The sequence below is a fragment of the Halalkalibaculum sp. DA3122 genome (genome assembly GCF_043951865.1).
Taxonomy (GTDB): Bacteria; Bacteroidota; Rhodothermia; order Balneolales; family Balneolaceae; genus JAMQKA01.
On sequence record NZ_JBINJF010000007.1, the window covers coordinates 73,567 to 91,798 of the forward strand.

The 18,232-nt window shown below is 40.1% G+C and carries 16 protein-coding genes and 1 tRNA gene; 5 read left to right on the plus strand and 12 right to left on the minus strand.

What is annotated here, in order from left to right; genetic code table 11:
- Positions 1-195: 195 nt before the first annotated feature.
- The 6 genes from ACG2F4_RS06835 to ACG2F4_RS06860 form a co-directional block, all read right to left on the minus strand.
- Positions 196-3,183: a DEAD/DEAH box helicase family protein gene (locus tag ACG2F4_RS06835; protein WP_395259474.1), complete on the minus strand. Its 2,988-nt coding sequence runs from the start codon at positions 3,181-3,183 to the stop codon at positions 196-198.
- Positions 3,153-5,858, minus strand: a complete 2,706-nt coding sequence (locus tag ACG2F4_RS06840) for a DNA methyltransferase (RefSeq protein WP_395259475.1) — start codon at positions 5,856-5,858, stop codon at positions 3,153-3,155. Before ACG2F4_RS06840 ends, ACG2F4_RS06835 begins: the two co-directional genes overlap by 31 nt.
- A gap of 102 nt (positions 5,859-5,960) precedes the next feature.
- Positions 5,961-7,448: a hypothetical protein gene (locus ACG2F4_RS06845; protein ID WP_395259476.1), complete on the minus strand. Its 1,488-nt coding sequence runs from the start codon at positions 7,446-7,448 to the stop codon at positions 5,961-5,963.
- Between the two features lie 75 nt (positions 7,449-7,523).
- Positions 7,524-8,078 carry a hypothetical protein gene (locus ACG2F4_RS06850; protein ID WP_395259477.1) on the minus strand — a complete coding sequence of 185 codons (555 nt, stop codon included), beginning with the start codon at positions 8,076-8,078 and terminating at the stop codon, positions 7,524-7,526.
- Positions 8,062-8,349, minus strand: a complete 288-nt coding sequence (locus ACG2F4_RS06855; RefSeq protein ID WP_395259478.1) for a hypothetical protein — start codon at positions 8,347-8,349, stop codon at positions 8,062-8,064. The genes ACG2F4_RS06850 and ACG2F4_RS06855 overlap by 17 nt, the downstream gene beginning before the upstream one ends.
- A gap of 273 nt (positions 8,350-8,622) precedes the next feature.
- The gene (locus ACG2F4_RS06860; protein ID WP_395259479.1) at positions 8,623-10,752 is read right to left on the minus strand and encodes a hypothetical protein; all 2,130 of its coding nucleotides are present in this window, start codon (positions 10,750-10,752) and stop codon (positions 8,623-8,625) included.
- 40 nt (positions 10,753-10,792) lie between these two features.
- Between ACG2F4_RS06860 and ACG2F4_RS06865 the strand changes: the two genes are divergently transcribed.
- Positions 10,793-10,933: a hypothetical protein gene (locus tag ACG2F4_RS06865; protein ID WP_395259480.1), complete on the plus strand. Its 141-nt coding sequence runs from the start codon at positions 10,793-10,795 to the stop codon at positions 10,931-10,933.
- Positions 10,934-10,971: 38 nt separating this feature from the next.
- Here ACG2F4_RS06865 and ACG2F4_RS06870 read toward each other — a convergent pair whose 3' ends face one another.
- Complete coding sequence (locus ACG2F4_RS06870) at positions 10,972-11,289, minus strand: hypothetical protein (RefSeq protein ID WP_395259481.1); 318 nt, start codon at positions 11,287-11,289, stop codon at positions 10,972-10,974.
- 197 nt (positions 11,290-11,486) lie between these two features.
- Between ACG2F4_RS06870 and ACG2F4_RS06875 the strand changes: the two genes are divergently transcribed.
- Positions 11,487-11,900: a hypothetical protein gene (locus ACG2F4_RS06875; RefSeq protein ID WP_395259482.1), complete on the plus strand. Its 414-nt coding sequence runs from the start codon at positions 11,487-11,489 to the stop codon at positions 11,898-11,900.
- Positions 11,901-12,048: 148 nt separating this feature from the next.
- Here ACG2F4_RS06875 and ACG2F4_RS06880 read toward each other — a convergent pair whose 3' ends face one another.
- From ACG2F4_RS06880 to ACG2F4_RS06895, 4 genes are all read right to left on the minus strand, one after another.
- Positions 12,049-12,330, minus strand: coding sequence for a hypothetical protein (locus ACG2F4_RS06880; protein WP_395259483.1), 282 nt, complete (start codon positions 12,328-12,330; stop codon positions 12,049-12,051).
- 179 nt (positions 12,331-12,509) lie between these two features.
- A complete protein-coding gene (locus ACG2F4_RS06885) occupies positions 12,510-13,364 on the minus strand; it encodes a hypothetical protein (RefSeq protein WP_395259484.1) in 855 nt (284 codons plus the stop codon).
- Positions 13,354-14,523, minus strand: coding sequence for a tyrosine-type recombinase/integrase (locus ACG2F4_RS06890; RefSeq protein ID WP_395259485.1), 1,170 nt, complete (start codon positions 14,521-14,523; stop codon positions 13,354-13,356). Before ACG2F4_RS06890 ends, ACG2F4_RS06885 begins: the two co-directional genes overlap by 11 nt.
- Positions 14,524-14,679: 156 nt before the next feature.
- A tRNA-Arg gene (locus ACG2F4_RS06895) sits at positions 14,680-14,753 on the minus strand.
- 454 nt (positions 14,754-15,207) lie between these two features.
- On the opposite strand from ACG2F4_RS06895, the gene ACG2F4_RS06900 reads away from it, so the two are divergent.
- Positions 15,208-16,062 carry a dienelactone hydrolase family protein gene (locus ACG2F4_RS06900; protein WP_395259486.1) on the plus strand — a complete coding sequence of 285 codons (855 nt, stop codon included), beginning with the start codon at positions 15,208-15,210 and terminating at the stop codon, positions 16,060-16,062.
- A 63-nt stretch (positions 16,063-16,125) separates the two neighbouring features.
- Positions 16,126-16,797, plus strand: coding sequence for an FAD-binding oxidoreductase (locus tag ACG2F4_RS06905; RefSeq protein WP_395259487.1), 672 nt, complete (start codon positions 16,126-16,128; stop codon positions 16,795-16,797).
- Between the two features lie 88 nt (positions 16,798-16,885).
- Here the strand turns inward: ACG2F4_RS06905 and ACG2F4_RS06910 are convergent, their stop codons facing one another.
- Entirely contained in the window at positions 16,886-17,479 is a 594-nt protein-coding gene (locus tag ACG2F4_RS06910; RefSeq protein ID WP_395259488.1) for a nitroreductase family protein, read from the minus strand.
- A gap of 215 nt (positions 17,480-17,694) precedes the next feature.
- Between ACG2F4_RS06910 and ACG2F4_RS06915 the strand changes: the two genes are divergently transcribed.
- Positions 17,695-18,069: a hypothetical protein gene (locus ACG2F4_RS06915; protein WP_395259489.1), complete on the plus strand. Its 375-nt coding sequence runs from the start codon at positions 17,695-17,697 to the stop codon at positions 18,067-18,069.
- Positions 18,070-18,232: the final 163 nt, after the last annotated feature.

Genomic DNA, 18,232 nt, shown 5'->3' on the forward strand with positions numbered 1-18,232 from the left:
ACGATATGGCCCTGCTCATACTGGTTTATTTGGCTACCTAAAACATTGAGAAGAAATGAACATCGCCCTTGCAGAATTGGGCCTTAACCATTCAGCAACTGGCCATTCGATGTGGCGATCGACTACCACTGGACTTAACCCGTAACCCTAAATAATAAACAACCTACACAGAGTTTACACTACCTTTAAGTATCATTAGAAGATCTTTCCTAAATCATTCGACCAGTACTTGTCACGATACTCTGCCGATATTTCTGCTCTAATATCTTCATTCCAAAACCATAGCGAGGTTACAACTTCTTTGCCATCCACTTCAAACGTTTCATGATTCTCAATTGCATCTTGGAAGCCTTTAATTTTGCTGATCACATTTGATTGATGTTCAGCTCCTTTGGGATCAACAAAGGTTATAAACAGTTTATCATCTTTTTTCATCCAAAAGATGAAATCTGGGAAAAAGTCGCGGTATTTCTGTTTTTTATTATCAAAATACGGGATAGCAATATCATCGATATTCTCTTCTAACTTTGAAAAATACCACCAATCATAGTTTGTAAACATTCCATTCTCAGCTTCTTCAGACAGGTTTTCGAGGAACCTTATTTCTGACGGTACTTTGATTATATAGCGATACATATCATCAAACCCTTGCTCAATAGCAGCAAGGAGAATTGGTCTATAATAGTGCTCTTTAAGAAAATCCTTATTGATATTTACAGGATGACTCCCACTGCTAAAATCAGGATTATTAAGTAAATCATATTGATAATCAAAGTCTTCGTCTGAGACTTTGCCTTGCTTATAATCTTCTCTTAATTCCTTTTTTGAGTCATATTCTAAATCGAGTATTTCAGCAATTTTCTTTTCTAAATTTTTTAGTGATTGTTCATCAATATTCTTAGCCTGAACTTTTTCAAAATGCTTTATTTCGTTTGTGACCGGCTTATAATGATCTATCCGTTCAGGCTTGTTATTAAGATGGCTGTTAATGGCAAGCAACTCTTGAAATGGATGAGAAAAATCTGATTGTTGAGGGTAATTCTCAATATTGTCCTTATTCCTAATTTTCTTTAGAGTAGTTAATAATTGCCCAGTAACTCCATCCGGTACATTCATTAACAATCTTTTATCCTGATTGCTGGGTTCTTCACCTATATGTTCAATTAATTTATTATAGTCCTTTTCAGAGATGCGATAGGCCGGAGGCTCATAATCTTTTTCTTGTTTGTAAACGGGTATTAGTAAATCTTCCGGTATTTTGTTCTTTTCAATTCCGCTCACATTATGCCAAGTATCTCCCTTACTTGTTTTATTGAGACCTTCAATTACATTGCTAATTACATCTTTGTCGGTTGCAAATACAAATAAAGATTCGACAGGGAGCTGGACATCATTATCAAGTATATATTTCTGATCTTCATCACTCAAACACTTCGATAAAGCCTCTTTATCCTTGATATGCTTTAGACGATTTCGGTGATTCTTTATGGGCTCAATTCGTACACCGCGACCGGTGGTTTGCAGGACAAACTTTTTGGCTTCATCATTAACACCAATGTTGATAAAATTTATCACATTTGGTCTATTACTGTCCCAGCCTTCCGTAAAAATTCGGGATCCTAATAATAAATTAATTTTATTATCGGGATCGTTGATTTCTTTAAAGAAGCTTTCGGTAAGAACGGCATTGGCTTTATCATAGTCTGCTAAAACGTTATCTCCCCATTTATTTATCTCAGAAGCAACTACGAGACCGAAATGTCCATCTTCAGTGGCGCTCTTGAGTCGAAAAGCTAATTCCCGATTATTACCGCTTATTGATGTGTATTCAATTTGACCGGGTGCATCGGCATTGAATACATATTTGTAAATATCAGCTTTTTCTATACGCTGTAGCGTTTCTATAAATTGATCGGAAATTTTATTTGTCGCGAATTGATAGGTACGGTTTTCATTTAATGCCTTGATGAGTTCATCTTTGGTCTGCTTAAATACATTTCCCTTAAAATTCCCGGCCCCAATTTCTGCTAATTGTTCAAAGAATATTTTAAGATCAGCTTTCTTTGTATTGACCTGATTAGCCGTAGTTACCAATAATGGATTATGATAAAGCTTTTCATTATATCCTTTTAATTCTTGTGCATGTTTTTTAACCGCTGTAAATGTTAGCAGAGACTTTAAAACAATTTGACGTTTTTCCTCATCGGTAAAATCTTCATCTTCGGATCGGGTTCTAAAACTGCTAAAATCTTCATCAACAACTTTTACATGTTTGCCGTATCCATCCTCTAAAAATCGCTTGAGATTAAAATTGTAGAGGGTTGTTATGATATCAATATCATCGGTAAAGGTAGCTGAAAAATTAAAGAGCATCCCATTTTTACTAAACAGCGAGTAGTACTGCTGTTGATCACTGGTATCAGAATCTCCTTTGTGAGCCTCATCTAATATTACGTACCAATCAGAATTATTCAGTACCGTCTCATAGTTTAGGAGCTTTTCTTTATTTTCCTTCCTGATGTTATCAGCCCGATAATAGAACACAGTTATAGTATTATTGTCATACAGACTTTGTTGCATCTGGTTGACGTGTTCAAACTCACGTAGATCACGAAGTTCTATCTTAAGTGCCCCATTGGTATTAAACTTTTGTACGTGCTCTTTAATCTGCGAGAGAATGTCATCTTTCGGCGCCAGCAGCATTATATTCTTTTCTTCAATTTCTCCCGCTTTGGCCAAGTTAAACAGCATTTCTATTAGTTTAATCATCACCAAGGTTTTACCCGACCCGGTGGCCATCCAGAAGGAGGCCCGGTTCATAAAGTGTTTAAATGATATTTTTCCTTCATTTACTGGGTAGTAATTGCTTAGAAATTCAAAATTATCATCCCCTTCACTGACTGCAAGACTATCCCACTGGTCCTGATTTCCTCGCAGCTTTTCCAAGTATGAAGTATAGAGATCATCTTTCTCATTCTGATACTTATAAACAAAAGTTAAAGCACGCTTTAATGCCGCTTCTTGGTAATCATACAGAGTCCAGTCAACGCTGAACCGCTTTAAATCCTGAATTTTATAAGTTGGCGGTAGATCTTCGTAGCTGTTTTTACAAATGTCTTCTAAAACGATATCTGCCATTGTAATGCCCCGAATTAATTTTGTTTTGTCCTTCTGCTGTTCCACCAGATAAGCGGTTTAATCCAGGGATATTCCCCAAAAGTCATCTCATCGAAAACAATCTCCTGACCGTCTTCAAACTCAACCCGTTCAGCATTCAGCTTTCGGATCTTCTTGCCAGTTAAATTAGAAAGGGTTTCGGCAATATCTACATCGGGATAGAGCTTCTCAAAATTAATATGGGCTTTCTCATTCTCGTAATCTAACTCAATAGCTTCCAACTGTTTCTGATCAGCTCCAAATGCATATTTGGAAATATCATAGTTATCTTGCTCTTGATATGCACTTCTGGATAACGCATCCTCATATTGTTCTAATTGATAATACTTGATGAAACCTCCCCCATGGTATGATTCTTCCCTTGAAACTGAAGTCTCATGACCTAACAAAGTTCTTTTAATTCGAGGCAACAAAGTTGAATCAAAATGTTCACCCATTTCACAAGTTATAAACTTGCGATTTATTTTTAATGCGGTAGCGGCTGTTGTTCCACTTCCTGCAAAATAATCGAGAACCCAGTCACCGGTATCAGTTCCAGATTTTATAATTCGACTTAATAATTCTTCTGGTTTCTGAGTATCGAAAAGGATTCGCTCACTAGAAGTCGGTTGTTGCTGAAAAGACATAATATCACCCCACACATCTTCTTGAGGTCTATCAAAATTAACTGCTGCTGTTAATTCTTCCCAAACATCGGGAAAAGGCCTTTCTACATCTATTATATCCTTGAGCTGTGGCCAAACATCGCCAAAAGGTTTTCCTTTATCTTTTACCTCATCTTTATAAATCCTCCTACCATGAGCAACCTGATAATCCCTACCATCTTCATCAGTTTTATTAAAAGACCGGAGGTATTTTAATGTATGAGGTTGGACTTGTTTATTAAATTTGTAGGAATCACTTTTAGTATGAAATAGAATTGATTGATGCCCTAGTATCCAGTTAGTTTCTGCAACTTTAACTTTATAACCAGAGAGAACCTGAATGTCCCATATAATTTCCCTCTGAAAATTTTTAGATCCGAAGATCCGATCTGAAAGAATCCTTCCGAGGTAGTTTGCATTTTCATCTAAATGCAAATAATGTGAGCCTTTTGTATTAAGCAATTCATAGGAGAGGGCCATTCGATTTTCCATCAAGGTTAACCAAGTACTATCCTGAAACTTATCCTTGTATAAAAAATCGTCTCCAGTATTAAAAGGAGGATCAATATATATTAAATCTATACCTTCTTGGAATTTAGTCAGAAGCGTATTTAAGGCTTGATAATTATCTGACTTTATTAAAAAGCCATCAGTTTGATCTTCTAAATGATCAAAATCATCTAAAATATCCCATTTTAAATCAGCGAAATACTTAGTATCAACTGGTAGATGTTTGAAATCGGGATTTAACTTCTTTGAACCTTCTTCAGTTATTAAAATGTCTTCAGGTGAAAAATCACTTGCCCACTCAAATTCTTTCCAAACCTTCTTAGTTGTATTACCCTCTTCATCTGTCCATTCTTCATGTAAATTTTTATATTCCTCAATCTGTTTCTCAAAGCCAGGATGTTCAACTATCTTCTCGATTAATTCAGCATTATCAGAAATGCGATCTAAAGTGAACACATAGTTAGAATTGCGAACAAATTTTGGCTTATTCCAAATGGACTTCAGTTCATCTTCAAAGCAGGCAATATAATCAATCACCTCAGCGGCAATCTCTTTTATTGTCTGTATCTGCTTTACGCGCTTTTCTGTAAATTCTGTGTCTTTATCATCAAATAAATAGTTATACAAGTAAATATTGAACTGCTCAGTTAGAAAACCTTTGGCATCCTTATGAATAAAGTAGTCAACCTCATTCTGCTTCTTGTAAATACGGAATGCTTTGCGAAGCTGATCTTCACTTATCGGGATCTCTTTTTCCTTAATATATTTTAGAATATGCTCAACCTTATAGGGAGCAAATTCTACCCCGGCTGTTTGTACGGCATCATTTATATCATAAACTGAAATAATCTGCTTAAAATCAGTTTTTGAATAAATCGTATGATCTAAATCATTGGTAACTACCTTAACATTAGGATGAACAATATCGGGGTAATTATCATAGATAAAATTTTTAACATCAGCAGAGCTGTCATCTTCGTCGAAATGCTTTCTAAAATGATCGTAACTATTCTGTTCCTGGTATTTGGGCTTAAAGGTAAGTTTACTGTCTTCGATACCCGCTAAATAGAATTCAAGCTGTTTCTTTTCATTTCCCTTTGAATGTTTAATGGCAGAGGCATCAAACCTGAAAGTGATCCCGTCAATCTCGGTTTCCAGATCATCGTAAAGTGCTTCTGATTTTACGTAATAGAGCTTTTGTGTTTTCCAGAATAATGATACATCATCACGATCAGAATAAACCCGTTCATACAGGTTTTTGTGCAACTGAGTATCAGCAAAGAACACAGTGCCCGTTTCATTTAGATAGGCATCAAAAAAGGTATATAGTTTATCATAGAGTTCTTCCTTGGCAGCATCATTTTCTATCTTTTCTTCAACGCTTTCTTTGATAAAAGGCTCAATCTTATCAAAATATTGCTGGCGCAAATTCATCAGGTTCACATATCCTGATTCTCCCTTAATTTCTTCACCAACGAAAGTATCTTTTAACTTAGAGTAAAAGCGCTGTTCGGCACGTTCTCGCATACTGATTTATTTAAGCTTCTCTGGTTAATTCGGTTGTTAAAATGCGGTAATATAATGGAAGGCGCAATAACTTATACCTTCTGTTTAATTTAATATAAAAGGCTAAAGACCTTCTGTTACAAATTCATCTTCCAGAAATACTACTAAAAATTCAGCAGCATCTTCTGAGATGATTAATAGATCTTCCCAGTTTATAGGAATTGGTTTCTCATCAATGAATTTATAAGTCTTATTTTTGTATTCAATAATTAAATTGTTGCCCTGATTCTTTGAATAATGGAAACCATCATTATGAATTGCGTTCCTTATGTTTCTAAACAATTTAAAGAGCGTTTTATATAGATCTTTTTTCTCAATATTAAGTCGTTTGAATAGATAGCCTAAAATATTGTGAAAATTATCTCTGGCATTATTACAGGCATCAGGATTAATATCTCTTAGAATCTGACGTAAACAGTGTTCAATTACAGAGAAAATACTTATTACAAAACCACGAAATATTGTTGTATGGTAGGCATTGATAAGACTTTCTTGGATCTTTCGATTAGGTGGTTCGTTACGATGAGAAATTTCCCACCAGTCAAGATTCATAAGGGATTGTTCAATTAGAAATAAGTTAAATCTTGCTGACATAAATTCTCGCTTAAGGGCAGATAGCCATTTCGACTTAATTTTATCAATCCCCGAATTCTCATCATTTTCAATCTCAACTATTTTTCTTGTTAGTATATCATCCGATATTCTTTCTATTGTATCCCTTATCTTGTGAACATTATCTAAATAAAATGCGGATGGGCTTTGGTACTTTTGTTTAACTTTTAAATTATTGTGATGGCAAATTGCCTTTAATAACTCAGAAAAATGTAGATATGTACAGAAGTCAATTTGTTTTCTCTGCCCTTCAAAGTATTGTCGACTTTCACCTTTCCCAAAGGTTGTGATAATTCCTACTGGATTAATGCTGTTATTGTTCTGCTTATAAACAAGGCCACCCTGGTAGATTGACTCCGGAAGTTCATTTTTAGCAAATTCAACGGTTTTTTGATTATATAAAGTAAGATTAAGGTCATCTACATTTATTTTTTGGTGGAGATTAAAGTTTTTTCCCTGAAAAGATCGGTGCTCTAAAAGCTCTTTATCTGAATGAACCTGATCATAAGAAAGATCCTCTTTATCAATGGAAGATATACTGATTCGTTCTGTATCAAATATTGAAGGAAATTGATGATCTAATTGAAGTTCAAATATTTCAAAATTAGGCAACCCGTTCTCCAAAACCACGTAAGCAAATCCCAATGAATGTTCAGTTTTATCCTGGGTATGAAATTTAAAACTGTCTTTGGGAGCACCAACTATTAGTTTCTTTATTTCTTCATTCTCATCTATAAGCTTGAAAAGAAATTTAGCTGTGTATTGATCGGGAATACTTCTTAGTAGGGGCTTACTTGTTACAATGATTTCTTTCCCTTGGATTCTCAATAGAATAGCTGAACCAACAGAAGCCATGAAGATACTTTTTTCAAAGTCAGGTCCATAGCCAATTAGACCAATTGAGTTAGATAGTTTTTTACTTGACGAAGTTTTCTCCATCTTAATAAGATTTTATTTAAATCCTCATTGGAACTTATATAACAAATTCCAATGACACCCTTGTGTCATACGGATTTAGTTCACAATTTCAATGGGTAAAGACTTCATCCCAATCTGCTTTGCTACAAAATAGGTTGAATTCCCATCCACAATATCACAAAGACCTTTTTCTTCTTTATTTGGTCTAATAGAAATAGGTTTTCGCCGGGGTATTATTCCCTGATAAGCCTGTCGCATATAGAAAAAAGCATTAGCAACACCTTTTGGGCGTTTTCTTGTCGGGCGGAGCCAACTAATAGGTACAATGGCCGTAGCTTTATCCAAATGGAAAAAACGATCTATACGGTAGGGATCCAGGCAGAACATCCGCTGGTAGTTTTGGAGGTACGTCCCAACTTGTTCCATATTGAGCCAACCGGTCAATGGGGCATCAAAACCATCATCATTTATATAATTCACCTGAATGAGTTGCCTCGTTTCATCTACAATTAGATGGAGTCTGTTGTAATCATGATACTGGCGGTTGATTTCATCTATTTTTGCTGAAAGATGTTCAACAGATATAGATGATTTTACCACCTTTTGTCGGGTAAAAGGCATTTCATCTACGCGGTTATAGGTTTTCCGCATGGGGATTCTCCTGAATGGTCTGAATGATATAATCTACTTCTGATTTGCGGCATAGCTTAACGGCTTCACGCCCAGTACTTTTATTCCGCCCGTAACTACGCACGGTTATCATTTTGCGATAGCCGCACCGGTAAAAGGTGGTCCGGGAGATGCGTCCCAGCTTTTCACACATGTAGCTGATCGCTTCGCCAATCGTCATGAAATCTTCATTGTTGGAGGGCATGTTTTCCATCGGGTTGGTGGTATTTTCAGGATTTTCAAAATTAGACATAGTCTTTCTTATTTTCTTAGAGGCCAAGGTTAAGTGCAGTAAAAACTATAGGTTAAGTGTCTAAGAAATTGGCAAAGATTCATCTTAGATATCTTAGACCGATCTTAGACTTCTTAGTCGTTTCTTAGTGGTTTTCTTAGATATATTATTATTTACTAACTAACTATTATTATTATACTTATAGGGTGTTGTTTGGGAGAGAAATGGAACTTCTAAGAAAATAAGACGGTGTTTTCAAATTCTTAGAAAATCATAGATTTCTCCTATTTTCGCCTAAAATGGTGGCGAGCTATCACCGGTGCTTGTCTGGTATTCGGTGGCCGGTTGGCGGCCTTGCTCTTGCAACATAATGTTCGCCTCCTCCCGCTTGCCAAAGGCGCGTAGCCAGGTTGGCGTTAGATGTTTGCGGGGAATATGGTAACCATGTCGGCTTTCTTTGACGGTACCCTTTACCGGATCTTCGTAACTGTAATAATTCGTTTTGGCTTTCCCGTGTTGGTCTAAGGCTTCTATTTCTTCCCGGATAATATCCTGGCTGATATACTCCCGGCCTTTGTTGTAGTTGGTGTAGGCGTCCCAAATGCCGCTCCAGTACATTACCAGTCCATCCTTCGTATTCCAGCCGTAGTATCGTTTCGGCAGCTCCCCGTTATCATTCATGATCTCAATGCTGGCCAGGAACTGCTGAAGTGGGGTTTGGTGTACTTCACGCTCTGCGGAATTAGCTAAAAATTCCACACCATAGCGGAATATCTCGGTGGATACGCGCGAATCCCGTAGCAGGCTCTGCATCTCCTGTAAGTCCTCTTCGCTTACTTTGACTCGTTCTTGAGCTGACTGTTCAACCAGTTCCGCGAATTGGACATCACCAGGCCGACAGACAAATAGATCTACGGTAATAAGGGCCGCCATATTTTCGATTTGACGGTCTTTAATTTGGAAACGAACGCCTTCCTGGTCACTTCGTCGGCCTAGTTCTTCCTCGACAGCTTCGGTAAGCAGGCGCTTGGTCCAGAGTAGCTCACTTTTGAACAGCTCCCGATTAAAGTCATTAAACTTGTAGAGTAGCGACAGGAAAAGTCGCTGCATCTCTTTTTTGTGGTTATCAAACCACCAAAGGTTATCCACCGAACCACGTTTATCTTTGGCATATTCAATCATAATACACCGCGATCGGAAGTGGTCCTCGGTCGGTTTGTAGTTGGAGATAAACATGAGCTGGGAACGCACGGGGCTCCAGGCGTTTTTGGTCCGATCGTGAGAGGCGCTTACCCCACGTTGCCGCAATTCGTACCACATGTTAAATACTTGTGGCGTGATCTTGCCTTTCCCGGGTACAAACTCATCCATAATGACCGGTATTTTACTGTGGTTCGCCAACTTGTTTTCGGCGGACTTGAGCGTAGGATTGGAATCTACGTCCGTAAAGGATTGACCAAAGAAATTGAGCATGATTTGAGATAGTTGTCCCTTACCGGTTGATGGTTCACCAAATAGGTATAGAAACACGACATGTTTAAACACATCGTAGATCTCGTCAAAAAACAGAAAGGAAAGCATATAGGAGAAGATGAAATACCCTTCCGCTTTTTTCTCGGGCTGTTGTCCGGCGATAAGCTCTCCAAATTTGTCTCGCACAGTATCGATAAAGTACTGGAGCTCTTTCCCAGTAAACAGATGATGTTCCTCATCGCTGTAAAAGCCATCTGTGGGCTTAGGAAGATCTAATAGTGGGGCGGGTTCAATGCGGCCGGGTTTCACGTAAAAGGTAGTGTCGGCAGCTACCATGGGGAATAGGCCAGAGTCACTATCAGGCGCTATCATGTATTGAGGCTCCCGAAGGTGATCATCCGGAATATTAATTAAGGCATTGCGGGTCAGGTAAAAGGTGTAGCCATGGTGCTCTATGAATCCATAGTAATTGAACTCATACACGGTCTGCGGCTGCCATCGGTTGCATAGGAAGCTCATAAAAAAGAGGATCTCATCATCCGACTTAAAGCGAGCCGATTGATAGGAATGCTTAAAGATCTGAATCTGGAAGGCCTTCTTCGACAGCAGATCTTCCGGCTCCAGCACAAAGAGTTCGCTTTGGGTTAGAGTTCGGGTTTCCGGTGTCAGCCAGCTTACCTGGCATTCATAGAGCGTCGAATCCCATTTCAGCGTTTCGGGGTTGTAGCGGATGATCTTGGAGTGTATTTCGATATCGAAGGTGCCGATCCGGCGACTGGTGCCATCGGTTTCATTGCGATACCAGCCAAAATCCAGGGGATCGGAGCTGTCGACATATTCGAACGGTTCATTTTGAGAATTGGATACTGCTGGCCCGTAGTCATCGGGTTGTTGCCGGTTGTTTGGAGATACTAGTGTTAGGGACTCTTCCCGGGTGTTGCTGCTGCTCATTTATTTGTCGTTGAGATATTAGAATTTTGTGTTCGCTCACATGGTTGAGCTTGTAAAGGTTGTCACCATATCCGTAAATCACCCAGAGGTCGTAACCTTCTACGATCTGTGTTTCGATCATGCGGACGATTTCCCTGCGTGGCTTGTCATCGCTGTCTATGAACTGGATGGTATCCCCTAGGGTATAGCGTGTTTTAATGGTTGCCATGAGTGGGCCTGTCAGGTGAGTTGAGGTTCGATAAATTCAAATTTTATTCCCTTGGCTACCTGCAGTAGCTGGCTAGGTAGGTTGAATTCTTCTGTCAGTCTTGCTCTGACTTGGGCAGGAGTTATTCCCAGGGTGTTTTCCATATGACAAAGGCGCTGGTCAGAAATGTAATAGGGTTTTTTAAACCATTGGCGAAAGGTGTTTAATTTGATGTCGGGAAACATTTCTTCCCTGAACTCATTGTAAGAGTCGAACTGCCGGAAAATTTCCTGTTTAATTAGCGACAGGCGGGTTCGATTAATTTCATATTTTGTTATTGGTCCGTTCACAAGCGTAATTCTGTCTTTTAAAATTTATGGGTAAGTAGTATAATCGGATGGTTACAGTTAAACGTTACCGATACCTACAGGGATAAAGTAGTGATGCGATAGTAACGAAACAACAAAAAATGATGTGATCGAAAAATATTTAGGAAGGATATTTATTCCAATCACAATAAAACTAATAGGATAGGAAAAGAGGAATTTTGGAGAAAAAATCTGGCGAAACTTTACAAGATAATGTCCGGTATCTGCTTGAGAAGTATTACGATGGAAATGTGTCTGAAATGCAGCGGGAGACGGGCGTAAATCGGTCTGTGATTTCAGAGATAAAAAATGGAGGGAAGACGGAAGTAAACAGCTCCACGCTAATACGGTTTGCACAATCAGGGATAAATCTTAATTGGCTATTAACGGGAGAGGGCGCGCCATTTACCGTTAATGAAATGGCCGATATTAGCGAAGAGCTGAAAGAAAAGCAGTTGCTTGATAACCGCATGAAAGAGATTAAAAGGCTCGTAGGTGACATTGAAGATCAGCTATCCGAGCAACCGCACCTGCGGCTTGATCCGGATGTTCAGAGCGCACTTCTTGAACTACTGAAGAAAGCTGTTCGATAAGATTTAGCACTTCCTTTTTTTTATTGATCTTTTTTGAATTGGGTACCTGTAGAGTAAGTTGACTGGTATTTAGCATAGGGCACTCCTACTTGACTTATTTTTTAGTTACAAAAATAAATAGATACAAGAGTAATTTGATGATGATTTGTTACACTTTTGGCAAAAATATTTTCTCAATGACTTTGCGCTCAAAATATTTTCGGCGTGTCCCCAATCGGTGAAATGGGACAAAGTCTTTATGTTCAGGAGGCAAGTTACTTCTATTAAGCACGGTACGGTGATGTAATCCTATTAGAGCTTCAACATCTTTAGCTGTCATGAACTTTGATTTATCAGGTTCAACATTAAGCTTGTTGAGAATGGCATCTAACTTGGAATCAAGAATCGCTATAGTGGCCATGATATTTTCTTTGGGGTCTTGAGAATTCATAAATGATATCTTTGGGGTTGCAAAAATTTTATGGCGCTAAAGAAAAGGCAATCCCAAATAAAATACACTTCCAGGAAAAATCAGATTTTGAAAATCAACAGGAGAATTAAGTACTGAAAATCAAAATCTGTAATTGTTCCCGAAAAAACAGGCTCTAATTAACAGAAGGATAGGTTTGTTTATACAGATTTCAACTGGTTTTTAGCAAACTTTTTAAGGGTGGATTTAATCCGGTGCTTGAGAATTGACTTGTAAGCTTCTGGATTAACAAGATAGGTTGGGGCATTTAGAATTTCGTATTTCCCAGCTGCTTCTTTTACAAGCTCATCGACTGGTTTTTGGGCTTTCACTTTATTGATATGTCCATTGGAACTGTCAATAAGGAAGTCATTGATTAGTTCGTCCAAATTATCCACCAACAGCTTAAAGGTATATTTACCGTGCAAGCCTATGCGGACCTCTAAAAATGAAATTGCGTCATCGAGGCATCCGAATTGTCCAATCGTTCGAAGTTTGCCTTCTAACCGGTTCATTGTATCCTTAGAGCAATTATAGATGCGGGCAATTCTACAACTCCATGGAGCATGGTCTAGGCTAAGAACACCTTCACCATACTCATTAAAAAGATTCTCCAGAATACCGGAGAAGTGTGGGTTGGAAATTTCGGAACCTCTGAAATCTAAATCCAAAGTTTTCTTCCGGTTAACTTTTTGCTCTGAAAATTCAATTATGCTATGCCCAAGATTTATTAAATGCTCCTGGTAAAGTTTTCTTACAGCTGAAACAAATTCCGGACGAAAGGTTTCAGACGTTCTGCCAGCAAAATTTTTGAGACAAATTTGAAGTTGTCTTCGGTATTGACTGGTTTCCTTAAGATATTCAATAGCCGTAATATTGGTTGCTAAGGCTCGATCTTCATCCGATTCGAAATTTAGATTACTAGATAGTTTTGAAAAACGATTTGCAGTCAGCTTTAGTAGTACGTCTCTATTTGATAAAGAATCAAATCTTGTAGCTGAAATCTTATGCCTCATTTAAGTAATTCATTTTACCGTTTCGGTTGGCTGTTCGCATTAAGTCTTTGGCAACTAAGTGTACATAGCGGTTGGTAACTTCAAGGCTTTTGTGTCCCAGCATATTTTTAACTTCGATCACGTTAAAGCCGATACGTAGCAAGTATGTTGCACACGAATGCCTGAGGCCATGAAAGTTTACAGTGTCTTTCAATTTAGCTTCCTCTGTTGCGTAAAACTTAAAACGTTTAGAGACATTATTCCCTGTCATTGCAATTTCCCGATCCGGAGTTGATTTCGGACTCGGGAAAACTAATCCTTTTTGAGGATTGCCCATAAGTTTTTTCCAGGCAATTAAACGCCAGTATAAGGTTTCAAAAATTGGAATAGTACGTTCAGAGCCGTTTTTAGTATCAGTAACTCTGAGATAGCCCTCATTCAAGTTTATATGCTCCCAGCGCAATTGAATGATTTCCTTACGTCTCATTCCGGTATAAAAGGCGAGTGTAATCAGCGGTTTAAACCAGAGCTGCATCTGATCAGCCGATTGTATGGAACCCGCTTTTTTGTGTTTTAATTGATACTGCCGAAACTTTTTGAAAATTAAGTCAAGATCATCCTCTTCAATAATTTTATCGACAAGGTTATCTCGAACTCTTGGCAGGGCAATTTTATCGCAGGGATTGGACTCCAGATATTCTTCTTCAACCAGCCAATTAAAGAAAGTCTTTAGATGCTTTAGGTAATTCTTTTTTGAGGCGTTGGCCAAGTCATCTCGGAGGCAAAAGGCACGAATATCATCAGCATCAATTCTCGTGACGGGCATTGTATATCCCACATGCTCCATAAACATCTTAAGGAGATATTTATAATGCCTTTTGGTTGGTGCTGTTACATTGGTTTTTTCCCTTAGAAATTTCTTTTGGAGTTCATTCAAGATTGGACTAACAACAGATGTACCCTTAAGCTCCTGTTGCTTTTCGTATTCTAAAAGATTCCAATCGTCGTCAAAGGGATTAATCTCATCAGCTTCATATAGTTTTTCGTATTGAATCCTTTTTTGTTCAGCTATCTTTTTGTGCTTTGTACCAAGTGCATAAGCTCTTTGAATGAGTTTCCCATCAACCCGCGTGGCGAAAACGATAGAGTAGTAGTTGCTACGCTTTCTTAGACTGGCCATATGATATTAGATAAGTGGTTTAGGTTGGAGAGTAATGTAACATCATATGTAACATCAGTCCAGTAAAATATGTATGAAAAATGAAAAATTTTCATTTTGAGAGGTGGGAAATACAACAAAAAAACCCCGCCAAAAATGACGGGGTTTTTCTAAAAGTGCGCCCGGAAGGATTCGAACCCTCAACTTTCAGATCCGAAGTCTGACGCTCTATCCAGTTGAGCTACGGGCGCTTACGGGTTTTCAGCATTTTGAAAACCAATGCTAAAGAACTAATTAAAAGAACAAAACTACAAAATTTCTTGCTCGTCATGTAGTCAAAAAATCGACTAAAAACTGAAATCCTTTTACCCCCGCCTGTTTGTTCCGAAGCCAAACGCTCTATCCAGTTGAGCTACGGGCGCAGGTGTATTGAAGCTAAATATAACAACCAGCTCCAATTCTGAGAAAGACAAAAGTAAGGAATAATTATCTTTTCTTCATTTATTAATTTTACGGTTTAAATAAGCTAAAATACAACATGTTGTGGTGACACCGGATGAAGCGTAAATAAAGTTCGCAGGTTGTTTTTTGTTGTACTCATCCCGGCAAAATTCGTACCCGGTATAAACGGTTTGCCGTCAAATTGAGTTGTACCAATAGCTAAACCCTTCAGGTAAATGGAAAATACAAAATGGGAGTTACATCATGAAGAGTACAGGGATTATTTCGGTTATAATGATAATGACAGGAATATTGTTGGTTATAGGTTGTTCAGAAGAGGATAAAGATCTGATCGATCGGATGCAGCTTGAGCATAATGATGATGAACCGGTTGCCAATGCGGCGGCTGACTACTCTCCAATACAGGAAGTTACCACCGAGACTGTTACGTATGCTACGGTTGACGGGGAGCCGGTTACCGGATATCTGGCCTACCCCGGGAATGCGGCTGATGATATTCCCGGGATAATAGTTATCCACGAGTGGTGGGGACTCAATGACAATATCCGCATGATGACCCGCCGGCTCGCCGAGCAGGGATACCGTGCGCTGGCGGTGGATCTATACAATGGGGAGTCGGCTGAATCTGCTGACCGGGCCGGTGAGCTTGCCCGGAAAGCAGGAGAACACCCAGAGCGGGCCGTCTCAAACCTGGAACAGGCCTATCGTTACCTGAGAGAGGAGCATCGTGTGCCTCGCGTCGGGACCATCGGCTGGTGCTTTGGGGGTGGTTGGTCGCTGCAAACGGCCCTGGCTCTCCCGCAGAATATTGATGCCACTGTCATTTATTATGGGCGGCTGGTAACCGACCCGGGACAGCTCCAAAAGCTGGAGATGCCAATACTTGGAATTTTCGGATCCGAAGACAGCGGGATTCCCCCGGAGGAGGTCAGGAAGTTTGAAACCGCACTCAATGAAGCGGGGATCTCCAATTCTATTCATATTTATGATGGGGCCGGGCACGCTTTTGCAAACCCTTCAGGCAATCGTTATATGGAGGAAGCCGCCGAGGACGCATGGAATAAAACCATATCATTTTTTGAAGAATATTTGAAATAATCGGAATATTCCCCTCTTGTCAGGGACTGTAGAACTGGAATCTGAATTTTATCTCAACATACGATGTCATACACAGTTGATATAACAGGTATTGAACAGGTTACGCATGATGTAAAGCGATTTAAAACAGAAAAACCGGAAGGCTACGAGTTTGAACCGGGCCAGGCCACAGAACTTTCGGTCAATAAGGAGGGATGGGCAGACGAAAAACGTCCATTTACTTTTACCTCCCTGAATGAGGAGCCCGAACTGGAGTTTACCATCAAAATTTATGATGATCACGACGGGGTGACCAAACAGATCGATCGACTGCAGGCCGGGGATCAGTTTATTATCGGTGATCCCTGGGGTACCATTCAGTACAAAGGTCCGGGCGTTTTCCTGGCGGGTGGCGCCGGAGTTACCCCGTTTATCGCCATTTTGCGGGATCGTTATGAAAACGGGGAAATTGAGGGAAACAAACTTATTTTCTCCAACAAAACCGAAAAGGATATTATCCTTAAAGAGGAGTTCGAACAGATCCTGGGTGATAACTTCATCAACGTGATTACCGATGAGCCGACCAGCGATTATATCTATCTCGACGGGTTCATTGACAAGGCATTTTTAGAAAACCAGATCGACGATTTTGACCAGCCATTCTATATTTGCGGTCCCATGCCGTTTAATATGGCCATGATGGATTACCTGGAAGAGCTCGGGGCAGAGCCCGATGCCCTCATTTTTGAGGAATAGGCGGAGAAGACGGCTTGGCGGTGCTCCCTCGGCCTGGCACCCAGTGCTGCCGCCGGAATCAGATTTCTCCTTTGACCCACGGATTTTGTTACGCGAGGTCTTTACGACTATTCCAGTCGCCCCGAAAGGCGATCTCATCCAGCTTTTTGCGACTTCGCCCCGAGGAAGGCTCGGCCTCCCCGAGGTAACCCAGGGCGATGCCCGTAAAAGGCTCATATCCCTCGGGAATGTTGAATACATCGCGGGCGGCGCCGAGGTCGATTCCCGCCATCTGATGCAGGTAGATATCGTGGTTCATAGCCTCCAATGTCAGATAGGCAACGGCCTGGCCGAGATCATGCCTGGCGGAACGGTTTGGAGATCCGCTTCCTGAAAATATGGTCTTGACCACCGTAAGAATCAGAACCGGGGCTTCTTGTGCCCACCGGCGGTTTCCGGGATTAAGTATATCTAAAAGCTGCTCATATTCTTCCGGGTGATCCCGGGTTGCAACGATGAAACGCCACGGCTGTTCATTGTATGAGGAGGGCGCCCACCGTGCCGCATCAAAGAGCTGGCGCAGGAGGTCGGGATCCACCGCTTCACCGGAAAAAGAGCGGGGACTCCACCGCTGCTGTATTAGCGGATGAACGGGATAGTGCGTATCTGATGCGACAGTATATTTTTCTGTTTCGATACTCATGCAGATGGATTCAGGATTATTGTTCAATGTTAAACCAGGGAACGAGTCCCTGGAGGTCTTCATTCCAGCATTTAAGGAACCCGGTGGGGGAGTAGAGATGTTTCCAGAAGGGCCTGCTATATTTGCCGTTTATTTGAAGCTCTGCCAAAGGATTGATATCCTGTTAGTTCGTGTTATAAATGCAGAAATCAGAACAAGAATGAACACAGAACATAATGAAACTTGTAGATCCGTCAGGAAATGAAGTAACGAGTAAGCAAAATGAAAATGCCCAGGAGCTGGAAAAGCAGGTCTCCAAAAAGGTTGAAAAGTTACTGGAGCCGATCTTGAACAAGGTCAAGTTGTCGGGCGCCCAGGTTCCGCAGCAGCAGCTTGTACAGCTGAGTTCAATGGCCCATCAGATGCTGTTCAACCGCATGATTTATAATCTTATTCAAAAAGTTGGCATTGATGATATCGACGAGCTGCTGGCCGACGATGATGTGGAAGAGCTGAAGACAGAGCTGAGCAACCAGATCCAAATGGTTGACCAGGCCGATTTGCAGGAAAAGATGCAACAAGCTCAACAACAGGACAAGCCGGAAGCCTGACTATAACCTGGGTTAAAGTTCAAAACCCTTTAATTATTACAGCCTGTATCCCGCCGGGGTGCAGGCTTTTTTATTTTGTAGCTGCTGAAGGATGAAAAAAACTTTATAGCGCATGCTGTACGAAAGGAGTAGAATTTAAACAGGGAGGGTTTTCAAAGGCAGG